Origin of the sequence: Candidatus Devosia phytovorans (genome assembly GCA_029202405.1) — a bacterium.
Lineage (GTDB): Bacteria > Pseudomonadota > Alphaproteobacteria > Rhizobiales > Devosiaceae > Devosia > Devosia phytovorans.
The window spans coordinates 3,868,301-3,883,584 of record CP119312.1 but is presented as its reverse complement, the minus strand read 5'-3'; the positions used below and the strand labels follow the sequence as shown (position 1 = coordinate 3,883,584).

Below are 15,284 nucleotides of genomic sequence, written 5' to 3'. Positions count from 1 at the left end.
CACTCGTTTTACTTAAGAAGAGCGGTTGCAACCCAGCGAGCAGAGCGACTTATTTCAGCGTTTCGATGATCATCGGCTTGAGCATCAACCCTTCGATCTCGGTGAAGACCAGGTCTTCGCGGCCGAAATAATTCTTCTGGTTGATGAAGCTCCAGTCATTGCCGGCCAGGATATAGGTTTCCTTCTGGGCGAGCCCTTCCGGCGCGACATAGAGGAAATCGCCGGTGCGGGCTTCGAGCGGAAGATCACCGTCCTGGTTGACCCGACCGAGGATCTCCTCGAGCACTGCCGCATCGACTTCGGCCGTAACGATCTTGCCCTCGAAACGCAGCACGGAATTGTAATCGTAGAGGCTGATCTCGCCGGCCGGGAAGCCCGCGCCAAACGAGGTATGGCCGATAAAACCGATATCGGCGCCCGCCGCCTCGGCGATCTTGCCGGCGACATAGCGGCCGCTTTCGCCAAGCGTCATGGCCGACGCCATGCTGCCGACGCTGGCGCGCTCGTCATCGGTCAGGTGTTCTGCCATGGCGGCAGCAACCAGCTCGGCCAGTTCAGCATCGCCTTCGGCGTCGCGGGCAATCTCGGCCTGAACGACCTTGGGCGCAGCGCCGGCGACCAGATCGACAATGGTCATGACGCTCGACCACGAACCGGTATGCACATAGGCAACGCCCGCATCTTCGTGCCCAAGGCGCAGATGATCGTGGCCGCCCACCAGCAGCGTGCCGACCGGCAGCAACGGCAGGATGTCGCGGTCGGCGACAACGCCGGCATGGCTGAGCACGATCTTGATATCGTCATGCGCCAGCATTTCGGGCAGATTTTCCGCAGCCCATGCGGCGGGCGCCGGAATGGTCATCATCTCGCGGGTCGGCTTGGGATAGGTATTGATCGCATCGGTGGCGATGCCCACGACCTGCACCTGGCTGTCGCCGACGCTGACCATGACTTCAGCCGGCGCATAGGCCTCGCCGGTGCGGCTGTCCACGATGGTGCTGACCACGAAAATTCCCAGCTCTTCGGCTTGGGCGACGAAATTGGCCAGGTCGTTGTCAAAGTCCGGCTCGTGATTGCCGATATTGATGACCACAGGGGCTAGCGACACGAGTCTTTCAAGAAACGCCCAGTCGACCGAACCGCCCGACCGCATCGCAACCACATTGCCCAACTCGAACACATCGCCATTGATGACGATGAGGTTGGCGCCATTGCCAACCTGGCTGGCGACGGCCGACAGCAGCTGCGGCAAGCGCTCATAGGCCGAATGCAGATCGCTGAGGACCAGGGCACGGACGCCGCTGTTCTGTGCGAACGCGGGCACCTGCGCCAACGGGACGAGCGCGGTGGCACCCATCAGCTGCAGCAGGTGGCGGCGAGAAAGCTTGGCAATGGTCATGAGGGGCAAGGTCCAAAAAGGTGACGCAATGGCATGGCTCTATTCTGGCACGGCTACGGTTCTATGACAGCGGCGAGCAATGAAAAAGGCGGCAACCCTTTCGGATTGCCGCCTTCCTGGATCGCTTCGCTGCGTTTGACTACGGTAGCGCCGCGATCCCCGTCAGTGTCGTCCATGGAGTGGCGAGTGCCCCCATCTCCCCGACCTCCACCGACGGATTCTAGAAGTGGTAACTGGCGCCCACGGTCGCCTTGGTGCCGATGAGGAAGTCGTCCTCGTCGTAAAAACCGATACCCGTCACCTGGCCTCGCAGCGAGACGCTGTCGGTCACGGCAAATTCCACGCCGCCACCGAGCTGATAGGTGCCGATCGTATCGCTATCGGCATTGACCTCGAAGCCTGTGCCGGCGAGCGCATAGATCAGCACCTGGTCACTGACCAGCGCACCTAGACGGGCGTTTGCATAGAAGGCACCGAAATCGCTGATATCGCCAAACAGCCAGTCGGCCGAGGCTTCGAGACCAACCAGGATTGGATCGGCCACCACAAAGTTTACGCCGGCATGTAGGCCGACGACGCCATAGGATGGGTCCTCGTAAAACTGACCACCGCCCTGCACACCGGCATAAAGACCGTCCCAGGAAAAACCGGCCTGCTCCATGATGGGCTGCGGCGTGGTGGGGATAATGAGATCGGCAGCCTGCACAGCGGCGCCAGACGAGAGCAGAGTGGCCACAACGGCCAACGAACGAAGAAGCATCGGACAAAACCAGGGTCGATATCAATTGCCCAAATTCTGCCATCATTCAAAACGTCAGGCAAGCGTGCCGCCAGCCAAATCCCGCCGGCGGCACCAATCATGATGAAATGGCAAGGCTCTGTGGCGCCTGCGCCACGAAAGCATGCCTATTTCACCGACCGCGGCAGCTCTCCCGATTGCCAGAGCCCGAGGCCAAAGCCATCCGGATCCAGAAAGTCGGCACTCCAGCCGCCCGGCGCTTCGCTGACCGGGGTGACAATGGTGACGCCCTGCTCGGCAAGCGCAGCGACAATGTCGTCGATGCCGCCATCCTCCACCGTAAAGATCAAAGCTGGACTATTGCCCCGAACGGCCTCCATCTCAAAGAAGATGACTTCAAGCCCGCCTGCCAGCGTGCCCTGCAGCCAGAAGGGTGCGGCTCCTTCCATTCGGACCAGATCGAGGCCCATGGTTTGATTGTAGAATTTCTCGGTGCGGGCAATGTCGCTGACATAGTAGACGACACTGGCACTCTTGGGTTTGAAACTCACGATAGATCCTTCTTCTTGCTGTCTTGCACGCCCTGTTGCCGCGGATCTGGTTTTTGTGAGCGACGCAGCACGAAAAGATGTCCATCTGGATCGTGGCTGGCCAGCACGCCGCCATCGCGCAGCAGCGCCGGCAGAAGCGCGTCGCGAATCCGGCCATAGGCGAGGTCGAGGCTGAGCCCCGGCAGGTCGTCCGGCGTGACGAGGCCCGTCTTGACCAGATGGCGCTTGAGCGCGACCACACGTTGACGCAGAGCCGTATCGGAGAGATCGAGCAGCCAGGCGATCTCGCGCCGGTTGTGGCCGGAGAGCGTTAACGCCGCGAGAGCCTTGAGCGACGGCGGCAGCGTTTTGAGGACAGCCGTCACATCCTGAACTTGCGCTTCAGCCGGCCTGATCGTTTCGTCGACCCAGCGTGTTTCGCGCCTCTTGCGCCGCATCGCGGTCCGCGCCGCCATACGGGCCTGATTGCGCACCACGCCGGTCAGCCAGCGGCCAGTTTCCGGTGCATCGAAATCGGTTCGCCCGGCCAGCACTGCAGCCAGCATTGCCTCCTGCACCAGATCATCGGCACCATGGGCGTCGCGGCTCTCACGTCTGGCAGTTGCCTGCAATTGGGCATAAAGATTTTGGCGCATGCGACAAATCTGGCAAAGCCCGGATCACTTGGCAATCCGCCCTCTCGCCGTCATTTCGCCACGGAGCCGTCACATTTGGTCATGCCCCCTTGCCGTAACAAGGGGTACGCATTGTCGCCCGGAGGAATAGACAACTTTTGTCAACTGGACGGCGAGTGTCGCTATCACTCTCCGAACCTCCGCCGGAGCGCAGCACCGGCGCCTTTTCGAAGAGCAGTAGCGACGTCAGGCGTCCGCTCCCATCGAGCTAAATCCAAGACTGGAACTTATTATGTCAGCAGACGCAGGCCCGCGCTCCGCGGGACCGTCAGCCTGGGTGCTTCGCATCCTCGGCATCGTTTTGGCCATTATCGGCCTCCCCCTTCTCGTGCTGGGCGGCCAGCTCATCACGCTCGGCGGTTCGTGGTACTATGGCCTTGCCGGTCTGGTGCTGATCGCTGCGGGCATTTTTACCTTCCGCCGCAGCCTTGTCGGCTTCTGGCTCTTCGCCGCACTCTTTGTCGCCACCATCGCTTGGTCGCTGATCGAGTCCGGCTTTGCCTTCTGGCCGCTGGTGCCGCGCCTTGGCGGTCCGCTGGTCATCGCGCTGATCATCGCGCTCTGCCTGCCGCTTTTCCCCGCTTGGCGTGCCGGCAAGGCCCTGCCCTTTGGCCTCGCGGCCATCATCGTTCTGGTCCTCGCGGGCGCTGGCTATACCGCCTTCCAGCCGCAGGGCGTCATTCGCAATGACATCGCAGCGACGCCGGGCCAGGCCGTTGCCGACAACAATGGCAATTGGGCGGCATATGGCGCCACCCCCTCGGGCACGCGCTTCTCCCCTGCCGACCAGATCAACACCGAAAACGTGCAGAACCTTGAGGTCGCCTGGACCTATCAATATGGCGAAGAGCGCGTTGCCGGTCAGGAAGACCAGATCACCCCGATCCTGATCAACGACACCGCCTATATCTGCACGCCTGAAAGCAATGTGCATGCCATCGACGTCAACACCGGCGAGGCCCGCTGGGTGTTCGACTCCGAGACGGACAATTCCGCTTTCGCCCGCTGCCGCGGCGTCAGCTACTATGAATATGAAGCGCCCGAAGTCGAGCCGGCCGCAGCCGTGGTCACCACTCCGGCGACCGATGCAACCGCCCCGGCAGCACCGGCCACCCCAGTGGCTCCCGCAGCTCCCGTGGTTGCCGAAGCCCCCGCCATCTGCGGCACCGGCCGTATCGTACTGACCACCAGCGATGCCCGCATGATCGAACTCGATGCCACCACCGGTGAACTCTGCGCCGATTTCGGCACCGGCGGCATTGTCGATCTCAAGGCCGGCATGGGCGACGATGCCCTGCCCAACTATATCCTCACCTCCGCGCCCACCGTTGCCCGCAATCGCGTCGTCGTTGGCGGCTTCGTGCTCGACAATATCTCGACCGGCGAGCCCTCGGGCGTGGTCCGTGCCTTCGACGCCCGCTCGGGCGAACTGCTCTGGGCCTGGAATGCCGATCGTCCCGAAGGCGGCCTGCCCGCCGAAGGCGAGCTCTATACCCGCGGCACGCCCAATGTCTGGTCGACCCCGGCCTATGACGATGCACTGGGCCTGGTCTACCTGCCCACCGGCAATGCCACGCCCGACTTCTGGGCCGCACACCGCACCGAAGACATGCTGCGCGTCAGCGCCTCGGTGGTTGCCGTCGACATCGAGACCGGCGCCGAGCGCTGGGTTTTCCAGACCACGCACCATGACGTCTGGGACTATGACGTCGCCAGCCAGCCGGCACTCTATGACGTGCCAGATGGCAATGGCGGCACCATTCCGGCGCTGATCCAGATCACCAAGCGTGGCCAGATCTTCATGCTGGACCGCCGCACCGGCGAGCCGATCGCCGAAGTGGAAGAGCGTGCCGTGCCGCAGGACGTCCAGGAAGGCGACCTGCCGCTTTCCCCGACCCAGCCCTATTCGGTTGGCATGCCGGCCATCGGCGTCGAGCCGCTGACCGAAGCCCGCATGTGGGGCGCCACGCTCTACGACCAGCTGCTCTGCCGCATCGAGTTCAAGAAGCTCCGTTACGAGGGTGACTTCACCCCGCCCACCACGGAACGCATGATCCAGTGGCCCGGCTATTACGGTGGCTTCAACTGGGGCAGCGCTGCGCTCAACGAAGAGACCGGCATGCTGGTGCTCAACGACATGCGCATCGCCCAGTATGTCGAACTGGTGCCGCGTGACGACTATGACAGCCAGGCCACCTCGGGTGCCGACATGCATGCCGGCCTGTCGCCCCAGACCGGCACGCCCTTTGCAGCGCTCAAGGACAATTTCTTCTCTGCCCTTGGCGTCCCCTGCCAGGAGCCGCCCTATGGCACGATGACCGGTATCGACCTTGCTTCGCGCACCGTCGCCTGGCAGGTGCCCATGGGCACGCTGGAAGAAACCGGTCCGCTCGGCATCAAGACCGGTCTGCAGATCCCGATCGGCATGCCCACCATCGGTGGTGCCTCGACCACGTCGGGTGGCCTGGTGTTCTACGCCGCCACGCAGGACTATTACCTGCGTGCCATGGACGTGACGACGGGCGAGGAACTGTGGAAGGGCAAGCTGCCGGTTGGCAGCCAGTCCACCCCCTCGACCTATGTCTCGCCCTCTTCGGGCAAGCAGTTCGTCGTCCTGACCGCTGGCGGCGCCCGCCAGCAGAACATCCGTGGCGACTATGTCGTCGCCTTCGCGCTGCCGGACGACGCAGCTGCCAACTAGGCGCTGAACAGTCAGCAAAGGAAAAGGCCCCGGCAGCAATGCCGGGGCCTTTTCTATTGAAAGGAAGAAAGGGTCAGGATGCCTTCTTGCCGTCGACCTGTTGCTTGACCTGCTCGGAATGCAGCAGGTTGTTCAGTGCGGCCAGCGGCAGTGGCGGGGAGAACAGGAAGCCCTGCACTTCCGAAGCGCCATGCGCCCGCACCATTTCGAGCTGTTCCTCGGTCTCGACGCCTTCGGCCGTAGTGGTCATGCCCAGCGACTGGCCCAGCCCGATCACCGCCTTGATGATGGCCTGGCTATCCTGGCGGGTAGTGATGTCCGCCATGAAGCTTCGGTCGATCTTGATCTTGTCGAAGGGGAAGCTGCGCAGATAGCTCAGCGATGAGTAGCCCGTGCCGAAATCGTCCATCGAGATGCGCACACCCATGGCGCGCAGGTCATGCAGCACCTTGAGATTGGTGTCATTCTCGGCCAGCAGCAGGCTTTCAGTGATCTCGAGCTCGAGCCGTGTCGCCGGGAGCTTGGAGTCGCTCAGCGCCGATTTGACCACCGAGACCAGCTCGCGGCTCTTGAACTGCACCGGCGACAGGTTGACCGCGATCCGCACGTCGCTCGGCCAGTTCACTGCCGTCCGGCAGGCCTCGCGCAGGACCCATTCGCCGATGGCCACGATCAACCCGGTTTCCTCAGCAATGGGGATGAACTCGACCGGCGAAATGGTGCGACCCTCATGGTCCCAGCGCAGCAATGCCTCGACACAGGTGATGCGGTTTTCGTCCATGCCCAGCAGTGGCTGGAACACCAGCCGCAATTCCTCGCGCTGCAGGGCCAGACGCAGCCCGGCCTCGATGGAGCGGCGCTGCTGCAACTCGGCATCCATGCCCGTTTCAAAGAAATGATAGGTTGAGCGACCCTCACTCTTGGCGCGATAGAGCGCCAGATCGGCATTCTTGACCAGCGTGTCGGTCTTGACCCCATCGCCCGGCCCCACGGCAATGCCGACGCTGACGCCGATTTCGATCTGCTGTCCGTTGATATGCATCGGCGCGCCGATCGCCTTGATGATGCGGTCGGCCACTCTGGCGGCGGCATCCGCGCCTTCGATCGGCCGCATCAGCAAGGCAAACTCATCGCCGCCCAGCCGCGCCAGCACGTCGGTTTCCCGCGTCGTGCCCCACAGTCGCGCCGAGGCCTGCTTGATCACCTCGTCGCCCACAGCATGCCCCAGCGTGTCGTTGACCGCCTTGAAGTGGTCGAGGTCGATATAGAGCACAGCGGCCTTTTCGCCGCGCGCCAGCCCCGACTCGGTCTTGGCCATCTGCTCGAGAAACTCGATGCGATTGGGCAGGTCGGTCAGCGCATCGTGCCGCGCCAGGTGACGGATGCGCGCCTCGTTCTGCTTCTGCTCGGTAATATCCTCATGGGTCGACACCCAGCCGCCATCCTTCATCGGATGGTGCTGCATCATGATGGTGCGGCCGTTGAGTTCGTGGATGTTCTTGCCGAATTCCCGCCGCGCGATCACCTCGTGCCGCCAGGCAATATATTCGGCCCGCGTTCCGCCCGTTTCCATACCCTGGTCGAACAGGTGGCTGAGAATCTCGTCGAGCTGCGTCCCGGGTTTGACCAGATTTTGCGGCAGGCTGTAGATGCGCGCATAGGGCTCGTTGCAGATGACCAGACGCCCACGGGCGTCCATCATGCACAGACCCTGGGAAATATTGTTCACTGCAGCATCGAGCCGGATATTCTGCCGCTCGAGTTCGAGCTTGCGCTTCTGCGCAATTTCCGTACGGGCGATTTCATCGGTAATGTCTTCGTGGGTGACTACCCAGCCGAGCGCTTCCGAATAGACATGCGCCGTCTCGATCGTCCGCCCGCCACGCACCTGCTCATGGCTCTTGTGTCGCATGCCGCTGCGATTGGCCAGAAGCTCCTCGGTATAGCTTTCGTAGAAATCATGCGCGCTCTGGCCGGGATGGTTGCCTAGCTGTCCGGCCAGTTGCACCACATCCTCAAGGCTCATGCCGCGCGTAATCGCATCTGCGGAAAAGCCATAGATGTCGCGGTAATGCTTGTTCCACATGACGAGGCGAAACTGGGGTGACCAGACGCAAAAGCCATAGGGAATATTTTCAAGTGCCGCGTCGAGCAGCAAAGCCTCGGCCTTTTCGCCCAAGCTGCCAGCAGCCTTTGCTCGCACCCGTCGATACCCCTGTATACATGCTTCTGCATGACGCCTGCAGTGAGGCTAGAGCCTTCTTATTAATGAGCAATTAAGTTCGGAAAGAGAACCTAATTGAGGGTTTTGAAATGCTGCGGCCCGGACCATCCCCGCAGGGACGATCCGGGCCAGCATGCTTGACGACTTCTTGTCGTTAGCCGTTTGCCTTTTGATTGCGCGCCGCCCAGGTCTTGAGACGCAGGCCATTGAGCCGGATAAAGCCCTCGGCATCCTTGTGGTCATAGGCCACAGCACCCTCTTCGAAGGTCACCAGATCCATCGAGTAGAGCGAATGCGGCGAAGTACGCGCGATGACCGTGGCCGAACCCTTGTAGAGCTTCACGGTGACCTCGCCGGTGACATAGGTCTGGCTCTTGTCGATCAGCGCCTGCAACATTTCGCGTTCTGGCGAGAACCAGAACCCGTTGTAGATCAGCTCGGCATATTTAGGCATCAGCTCATCCTTGAGGTGAGCTTCGCCGCGATCGAGCGTGATTGATTCGATGCCACGATGCGCCACGAGCAGGATCGAGCCGCCGGGGGTTTCGTAGAGACCGCGCGACTTCATGCCGACGAAACGGTTTTCGACGAGATCGAGACGACCCACGCCATGCTTGCCACCCAACTCGTTGAGCTTGGTCAGCAGTTCGGCCGGGCTGAGCTTTTCGCCATTGATCGAGACCGGATCGCCCTGTTCATAGCCAATGGTGATGATCTCGGGAGTATCGGGCGCCTTTTCCGGATCAACGGTGCGCTGGGCGACATAGTCGGGCGCCGGCACGGCCGGGTCTTCCAGCACCATGCCCTCGGAGGACGTGTGCAGCAGATTGGCATCGACCGAGAAGGGCGCTTCGCCGCGCTTGTCCTTGGCGATCGGGATCTGGTTGCGCTCGGCATAGTCGAGCAGCTGGGTGCGCGAGCGCAGGTCCCATTCACGCCAGGGTGCGATGACCTTGATCGACGGATCGAGCGCATTGGCGGTCAGCTCGAAGCGGACCTGGTCATTGCCCTTGCCAGTCGCGCCATGGGAGATGGCATCGGCGCCCACTTCCTGGGCGATTTCAACGAGACGCTTGGAAATCAGCGGACGGGCAATGGACGTGCCCAGCAGATACTGGCCCTCATAGACCGTATTGGCGCGGAACATCGGGAAGACGAAGTCGCGAACGAATTCCTCGCGCAGGTCCTCGATGCGGATATCCTTGATGCCGAACATTTCGGCCTTCTTGCGCGCCGGCTCCAGTTCCTCACCCTGGCCCAGGTCGGCGGTAAAGGTCACCACTTCGCAATTATAGGTTTCCTGCAGCCATTTGAGGATGATGGAGGTGTCGAGGCCGCCCGAATAGGCCAGCACGACCTTCTTGATGTCTTTCGCCATTGCGAATGCTCCGAGGTGAGATGGAACCATAATAGAGCAATTGCATCGCAATGAACTTGCGAATGGATCAATTTTGGCAGAGAAAATGGCATAACGTGCCAATAATTTGGAACAGGGCGACTTCAAATGCCAGAAATGCTCGATGCGATTGACCGGCGTATCCTGAAGGCGCTGCAGCGCAATGGCCGCATGTCCAACGTCGAATTGGCCAATGAGGTGGGCCTGTCACCCTCGCCCTGTCTGCGTCGGGTCAAGCTGCTCGAAGAACAGGGCGTCATTGATCAATATGTCGCCGTGCTCAACGGCCACCGCCTTGGATTGAGCCTGACCGTCTTTGCCCGCATCTGGTTCAAGACCCAGGATGCCGAGACCACCAACCAGTTCGCCGAGACGGTGCGGAAATTCCCAGAAGTGGCCGAATGCTATCTCACCACCGGGGAATGCGATGCCATCATGCGGATCGTCACCACGGACCTGCACGCCTATTGGCGCTTTCAGTCCGACTACCTGATGCGCATCCCCAGCGTTCAAAGCGTCAAGACCGACGTGCCGATGGAAACCATCAAGCGTAGCTTCGAACTGCCGTTGTAGACTGGCAAGCTGCCATGCGACGCGCTAATGCTGGATGATCTCAAGCAGCGGAACCAGCATGCCCGCCTTCATCCCCGATCCTTCCGTCATCCTTGCCTTTGCCATCGCGACAGTGGTGCTGGCCATCACCCCCGGCCCCGACATGGCCTTGCAGCTGAGCCGCGCCATCAATTATGGCCGCGCCCATGGCATTGCGGCCATGGCGGGCGCCATGGCCGGCATCCTGGTGCATACGACGCTGGTGGCGCTGGGCATTTCCGTGCTGATCATCGCCGCGCCGCCGCTGTTTCTGGCGCTCAAGATCGTCGGCGCGCTCTATCTGCTCTGGCTCGCCTATCAGGCGATCGTGCATGGCGGTGGCTTGCGCATCGCCGAAGCGGCCAAGAAACCGCCCGCGGTACAACAGAGTTTCATGACCGGCATCGGCATCAACTTGCTCAATCCCAAGGTGGTGCTGTTTTTCGTGACCTTCCTGCCGCAATTCGTTGATGCGCATGACCCGGCGGCAACGGGCAAGCTGTTCTTCCTCGGCTTTGAATTTGTCGCCCTCTCCATTCCGCTCGGCGTGGCCACCGTACTGGCCGCCGACTGGCTCGCTGCAGCCTTCAAGAAGAGCAAATGGGTCGAGCGCGCGCTCAACTGGAGCTTTGCCGCCATTTTCACAGCCTTCGCCGCGACCATCCTGACGGCGCAGGTGCGGCACTCATAAGGCCGAAATGTCGCAGGAACGATCGGAAGAATCGTTCGTTGTCAGAAGCTTAATAGGGGGCTCTCATGGACGTTCTGCGCATCATTCTGTCTGTCATCATCCCGCCGGTCGGCGTCTTCCTGCAGGTCGGCCTTGGCCTGCACTTCTGGCTCAATATCCTTCTCACGATCCTTGGCTATTTCCCGGGCCTGATCCACGCTATCTGGGTCATTCTGCGGAAGTAGACGCAGGATTGATGGCGCCGAGGCCCAAAACTATCTCAGCCGGGCCAGCGAAAATGTTGCAGTGCCCAGATGGTCGAATGCGCTGTCCGCGCTGATCAGCGTCAGACCCTCGGTTATGGCTGTGGCACCGATTAATCGGTCGAACGGATCGCGGTGGGGCCAGTCCAACACTGCTGCAGTAGAGCTGATCGCCGAAGAGACGGGGATCAGCTCCACGCTCTGCTCATCTGCCAAATTGATCAACTGATTGACATAGGGAGCCATTTCTTCCCACTTGCCAAGTCGCACCTTCTGGCCAATCTCGAACAGCGAAATGGTGCTCACACATATTCGGGACGTGGATTCCATGGCGCTGATCGCAGCTTGTGAAAGACGCGCCGGACTGACGAGAGACCAAGCCCAAATATGCGTATCGAGCAGGACACCGCTCAAGACCCGCCTTCCCAAAGCGCCAGATCTTTCTCGCTCATGGGCTCGAAGAAATCGGGTACGGTGCCGACCTTACCTTCGAGAAGACCGAGCTTGAACTTCTGCTTTGCCGAGATCGGAACGATCTTTACGGCTGTCAGATTATCCTTATCGATAACCACTTCCTCGCCAGCAAGCGCGGCGTCTATCAATTCGGACAGCTTCGATTCAGCGATGCGCAAGGAAACTTTCATGGCGCCTCCATGGGTCAAAGATAATGCATCGGCAGGCCCGGCGCCAGTTGCGGCTATTCCCGTGATCGCCGCATCTCGCGCCGCTGCCGCGTCAACCGCGTGGGCGCATGAAACGCCGGCGGTTTGCCCCGCACCCATTGAATAAACGCCGCCAGTTCCGGATCGCTTTTGAGGCTTGCGACATCAGCGAGCTGCGCGGCGATCTCGGTCTCTGAAAACCGTGCATGGATGGCGCTGTGGCAAATCTGGTGCAGCCGCACCGTGCCCAGATGCGTGCCGCCCTTGAGCCGGGGCGTCAGGTGGTGGCGACTGGATTTGGCTTCTGGCGGAATGATCCGTTCGCACAGCGGGCAGATATCTGGCGCACGGCGGGCGGCGGCACTTTCGATGGCCGCAATGGCTGCCTCGATGCGTCGTGCGCTTGGTCGCATCACACCCCGGCCAATGCGTCCCGGTCTTTTTTGGAAAGCCGTTCGCTCTCACTCTTGAGCTGGCCGCAGGCGGCAAAGATATCGCGGCCCCGCGGTGTGCGCACCGGGCTGGCATAGCCGGCCTTGTTGACGATATCGGCGAAACGCTCGATGCGCGACGACGGCGAGGTGCCGTAATTGCTGCCTGGCCAAGGATTGAACGGGATGAGGTTGATCTTGGCCGGAATGCCGGCCAGCAGCCGCACCAGTTCGCGCGCTTCGGCATCGCTGTCGTTGATTCCATCGAGCATCACATATTCGAAGGTGATGCGACGGGCATTGGAAAGGCCGGGATAATTTCGGCAGGCTTCGAGCAGTTCTTCGAGCGGCCACTTCTTGTTGATCGGCACCAGCACGTCGCGCAGGTCATTGTTGGTGGCATGCAGCGAAATGGCCAGCATGACGTCGATTTCGCGGCCGGTCGGCTCGATGAAGGGCACGACGCCCGAGGTCGAGAGGGTGATGCGGCGCTTGCTGAGGCTCATGCCGTCACCGGCCGAGGCAATGAGCAGGGCCTGCTTGACGCTCTCGTAATTGTAGAGCGGCTCGCCCATGCCCATCATCACGATATTGGTAATGGCGCGGGTGTCGCCCGAGGGCACGAGGCCGCCGTCATCGGGACGCGAACCACCCGGGAAGTCGCCGAGGCGCTCGCGCGCCATCAACACCTGGCCGAGGATTTCGCCAGCCGTCAGGTTGCGCACCAGCTTCTGCGTGCCCGTGTGGCAGAAGGAACAAGTCAGGGTGCAGCCGACCTGGGACGACACGCAAAGCGTGCCGCGATCCTGTTCCGGGATATAGACGGTTTCCACTTCCACCGGCGGATAGTTCGGATTGGCCGGATCGCGGAAACGGAACAGCCACTTGCGCGTACCGTCGCTGGAAACCTGTTCGGAAACAATCTCGGGCCGGTCGAGGATGAAGGTGTCGCTGAGCTTCTGACGAACGGGCTTGGCCACATTGGTCATCTTGTCGAAATCGGTGGTGCCGTTGACATAGAGCCAGTTCCACAGCTGGCTGGCGCGCATGCGCGCTTCCTTGTCCGAGGCAATGCCGGCCGTGGTCAGCGCCTCGGCGAGCTGCGGCTTGGAAAGACCGATCAGCGACGGCCGACTGCTGGCGGCGGGCCGCAGCGCGGTCGAATGGTCAAGGTTCAGCGCAATGCTCATGGGCGTGGCTACAAAGTCCGGAAAATGCGGGATTGGCGCGGCCAATAGCATATAGGCGCAGGCGAAGCAAAGTCACGCAAAGGCGAGGCAGCTATTCGCCTGCCGGAGGATGCGAAACAGAATTGTCCTTGCGGGCGATCCACAGTGCGCCACCAGCGGCGAGCAAGCACCCCGCAACGGCCAGCGCAACCGCGAGTATGAGATCGAGTTCGGTCATTCTTCCAGACCTCCGAGAACGTTTCTCGCAGCCCAATGTAGGGCCAGGCTGACCACACTACAACCAACCATGACAAGGACGGATGCCAATGTGACCGACAGGGCCTGTGCAAAGGCCACCACCTGTGCAAACACACCGATGCCGACAAGCGCCAGCGCGACGCCATTGACATAAGTCGCTGTCAACTTCCGCTGCTCGTTGCGAACCAGCTTGTTGCTCAAGTCACGCCCCCGCGTTCACGGGGAGTGTCACGCAAACGCGCCCTTCGAGCAAGCCGTCTAGTCTCTAGCGATAGGCGTCCTTGTCGAAGTCATCAGCTCCGCGCTTGCGCTTGATGTTGTTGGCCATGCCAACGGCCAGCACTGCGCCAAGGATCACGACGACAAAGAGGACGATGTAGAGCCAATCCGCGCCTAGCACTCGGCCCCGATCGACTGCTGGGCGGCGGTGGCGCCGGAGAGCGAGTAGTTTTCCGTCACGCGGATGCCGCCCGAAGTCGTGCCTTCGACCACCATGGACGAGCCGGCACGGATGGCACTGGCAAGGGCTTCGCTCTGGCTGGTGTCGTCTAGCCAGGCGGCGTCGTTCTGGGTGAAGAGGTTGAAGGTCTGCCCACCCACGGCAATGGTCGCCATGCTGTCGGGCTGGAAGGCGAAGCCGGCGACGAGGTTGAACTCGTTGGCGACATTCTCGGCCGGGCGGTTGGTGATGTAGATGTAGGCCTGGGTATAGCCATCGGGCGTTGGCGTTACCGTATCGGGCTTGACCATGGCAAAGCACACGGTGGCGCCGGCATCGTCGGCAGCATAGCTGGTCCAGGACCGGTGCTCGCCCAGGATCCGCACCTGCTGGGCGCTGGCGCTGGCAGTAAGGGCGAGGCTGGCAGCAAGAGCGAGCGCCACGGCGGACTTGGACATCAGGACCTCATAGGGCAGAAAAAGGCGAAGGGCTCGCAGAGCCCTCCACCCGGATAGGACGGATTGCCGTCGGCCGGCAACCCGCAATTGCAATTACTGGCAGGCCGTATCGATGGCATTCATGGCGGCTGTGGCGCCTGACAGCGAGTAAGTGTCGCTCGTGTTGGTACCGCGCTGGCTGGTGCCCTTGATCACAAGATTGCTGCCGGCCTTGAAGGCGGAAACGAAACCGCTCTCGTCGCCGGTCGAGGCGAGCCAGGCAGCGGTGCCTTCGGTGACCATGGGATAGGCCTTGCCATCCACCGTGGCGCTGGCATTGGCATTGCTCGTGTTGAACGGATATCCAATGATCGTCTGCACTTCATTCTTGGTACCCATCCCCTTGCGGTGGATGATCATGAAGTGGATCGGATCGCGGTTCGCGCCAGAGGGTTCGGAAGAGCCCGGTGTCGCCGAGACATAGCAGATGACGCCCGAAGCGTCGGTCGCCTGCCAGGCTGTCCATGCGTTGAAAGTTCCCAGCTCTGTCGCCTGCTGCGCCTGGGCAGCGGGGGCCAGAGCCATGATCGCGCCGACCGCGAGCCCGAGTACAAGGCCACCGGTTTTCGTCGTCATCGCCAAATCGTCCTCATTTTTAAGTCCCATCCTGGGAGAGCGCC

At 61.5% G+C, this 15,284-nt stretch carries 19 protein-coding genes; 4 read left to right on the top strand and 15 right to left on the bottom strand.

What is annotated here, in order from left to right:
• Positions 1–49 precede the first annotated feature (49 nt).
• The 4 genes from P0Y65_19060 to P0Y65_19045 form a co-directional block, all read right to left on the bottom strand.
• On the bottom strand, positions 50–1,399 hold the full coding sequence (locus P0Y65_19060) for a metallophosphoesterase (protein ID WEK04254.1): 1,350 nt from the start codon (positions 1,397–1,399) through the stop codon (positions 50–52).
• Positions 1,400–1,619: 220 nt separating this feature from the next.
• Entirely contained in the window at positions 1,620–2,159 is a 540-nt protein-coding gene (locus tag P0Y65_19055) for an outer membrane beta-barrel protein (protein ID WEK04253.1), read from the bottom strand.
• Positions 2,160–2,305: 146 nt separating this feature from the next.
• On the bottom strand, positions 2,306–2,689 hold the full coding sequence (locus tag P0Y65_19050) for a VOC family protein (protein WEK04252.1): 384 nt from the start codon (positions 2,687–2,689) through the stop codon (positions 2,306–2,308).
• Positions 2,686–3,324, bottom strand: a complete 639-nt coding sequence (locus P0Y65_19045; protein WEK04251.1) for a sigma factor — start codon at positions 3,322–3,324, stop codon at positions 2,686–2,688. Before P0Y65_19045 ends, P0Y65_19050 begins: the two co-directional genes overlap by 4 nt.
• 271 nt (positions 3,325–3,595) lie before the next feature.
• On the opposite strand from P0Y65_19045, the gene P0Y65_19040 reads away from it, so the two are divergent.
• On the top strand, positions 3,596–6,064 hold the full coding sequence (locus tag P0Y65_19040) for a membrane-bound PQQ-dependent dehydrogenase, glucose/quinate/shikimate family (GenBank protein WEK04250.1): 2,469 nt from the start codon (positions 3,596–3,598) through the stop codon (positions 6,062–6,064).
• A 73-nt stretch (positions 6,065–6,137) separates the two neighbouring features.
• On the opposite strand, the gene P0Y65_19035 is transcribed toward P0Y65_19040, so the two are convergent.
• Complete coding sequence (locus P0Y65_19035) at positions 6,138–8,243, bottom strand: EAL domain-containing protein (protein WEK04249.1); 2,106 nt, start codon at positions 8,241–8,243, stop codon at positions 6,138–6,140.
• A 199-nt stretch (positions 8,244–8,442) separates the two neighbouring features.
• Positions 8,443–9,666, bottom strand: coding sequence for an argininosuccinate synthase (locus P0Y65_19030; protein ID WEK04248.1), 1,224 nt, complete (start codon positions 9,664–9,666; stop codon positions 8,443–8,445).
• 126 nt (positions 9,667–9,792) lie between these two features.
• On the opposite strand from P0Y65_19030, the gene P0Y65_19025 reads away from it, so the two are divergent.
• The 3 genes from P0Y65_19025 to P0Y65_19015 all read left to right on the top strand — a co-directional run bounded on the left by P0Y65_19025 (position 9,793) and on the right by P0Y65_19015 (position 11,190).
• Positions 9,793–10,257 (top strand): Lrp/AsnC family transcriptional regulator, encoded by a 465-nt coding sequence (locus P0Y65_19025; protein ID WEK04247.1) that lies wholly within the window; start codon positions 9,793–9,795, stop codon positions 10,255–10,257.
• A 58-nt stretch (positions 10,258–10,315) separates the two neighbouring features.
• Entirely contained in the window at positions 10,316–10,966 is a 651-nt protein-coding gene (locus P0Y65_19020) for a LysE family translocator (protein WEK04246.1), read from the top strand.
• Between the two features lie 65 nt (positions 10,967–11,031).
• Positions 11,032–11,190: a YqaE/Pmp3 family membrane protein gene (locus P0Y65_19015; protein WEK04245.1), complete on the top strand. Its 159-nt coding sequence runs from the start codon at positions 11,032–11,034 to the stop codon at positions 11,188–11,190.
• A gap of 30 nt (positions 11,191–11,220) precedes the next feature.
• Here the strand turns inward: P0Y65_19015 and P0Y65_19010 are convergent, their stop codons facing one another.
• The 9 genes from P0Y65_19010 to P0Y65_18970 form a co-directional block, all read right to left on the bottom strand.
• A complete protein-coding gene (locus P0Y65_19010; GenBank protein WEK04244.1) occupies positions 11,221–11,622 on the bottom strand; it encodes a type II toxin-antitoxin system VapC family toxin in 402 nt (133 codons plus the stop codon).
• Positions 11,619–11,852, bottom strand: a complete 234-nt coding sequence (locus P0Y65_19005; GenBank protein WEK04243.1) for a type II toxin-antitoxin system prevent-host-death family antitoxin — start codon at positions 11,850–11,852, stop codon at positions 11,619–11,621. Before P0Y65_19005 ends, P0Y65_19010 begins: the two co-directional genes overlap by 4 nt.
• A gap of 53 nt (positions 11,853–11,905) precedes the next feature.
• A complete protein-coding gene (locus tag P0Y65_19000; GenBank protein ID WEK04242.1) occupies positions 11,906–12,283 on the bottom strand; it encodes a restriction endonuclease in 378 nt (125 codons plus the stop codon).
• Positions 12,283–13,491 carry a 23S rRNA (adenine(2503)-C(2))-methyltransferase RlmN gene (gene rlmN, locus P0Y65_18995; protein WEK04241.1) on the bottom strand — a complete coding sequence of 403 codons (1,209 nt, stop codon included), beginning with the start codon at positions 13,489–13,491 and terminating at the stop codon, positions 12,283–12,285. Before rlmN ends, P0Y65_19000 begins: the two co-directional genes overlap by 1 nt.
• A 91-nt stretch (positions 13,492–13,582) precedes the next feature.
• Entirely contained in the window at positions 13,583–13,708 is a 126-nt protein-coding gene (locus P0Y65_18990) for a hypothetical protein (GenBank protein WEK04240.1), read from the bottom strand.
• Complete coding sequence (locus P0Y65_18985) at positions 13,705–13,929, bottom strand: amino acid transporter (GenBank protein WEK04239.1); 225 nt, start codon at positions 13,927–13,929, stop codon at positions 13,705–13,707. The genes P0Y65_18990 and P0Y65_18985 overlap by 4 nt, the downstream gene beginning before the upstream one ends.
• 64 nt (positions 13,930–13,993) lie before the next feature.
• Positions 13,994–14,128 carry a hypothetical protein gene (locus P0Y65_18980; protein WEK04238.1) on the bottom strand — a complete coding sequence of 45 codons (135 nt, stop codon included), beginning with the start codon at positions 14,126–14,128 and terminating at the stop codon, positions 13,994–13,996.
• Positions 14,122–14,625, bottom strand: coding sequence for an invasion associated locus B family protein (locus tag P0Y65_18975; GenBank protein ID WEK04237.1), 504 nt, complete (start codon positions 14,623–14,625; stop codon positions 14,122–14,124). The genes P0Y65_18980 and P0Y65_18975 overlap by 7 nt, the downstream gene beginning before the upstream one ends.
• Before the next feature lie 93 nt (positions 14,626–14,718).
• Positions 14,719–15,240, bottom strand: coding sequence for an invasion associated locus B family protein (locus tag P0Y65_18970; GenBank protein WEK04236.1), 522 nt, complete (start codon positions 15,238–15,240; stop codon positions 14,719–14,721).
• Positions 15,241–15,284 lie beyond the last annotated feature (44 nt).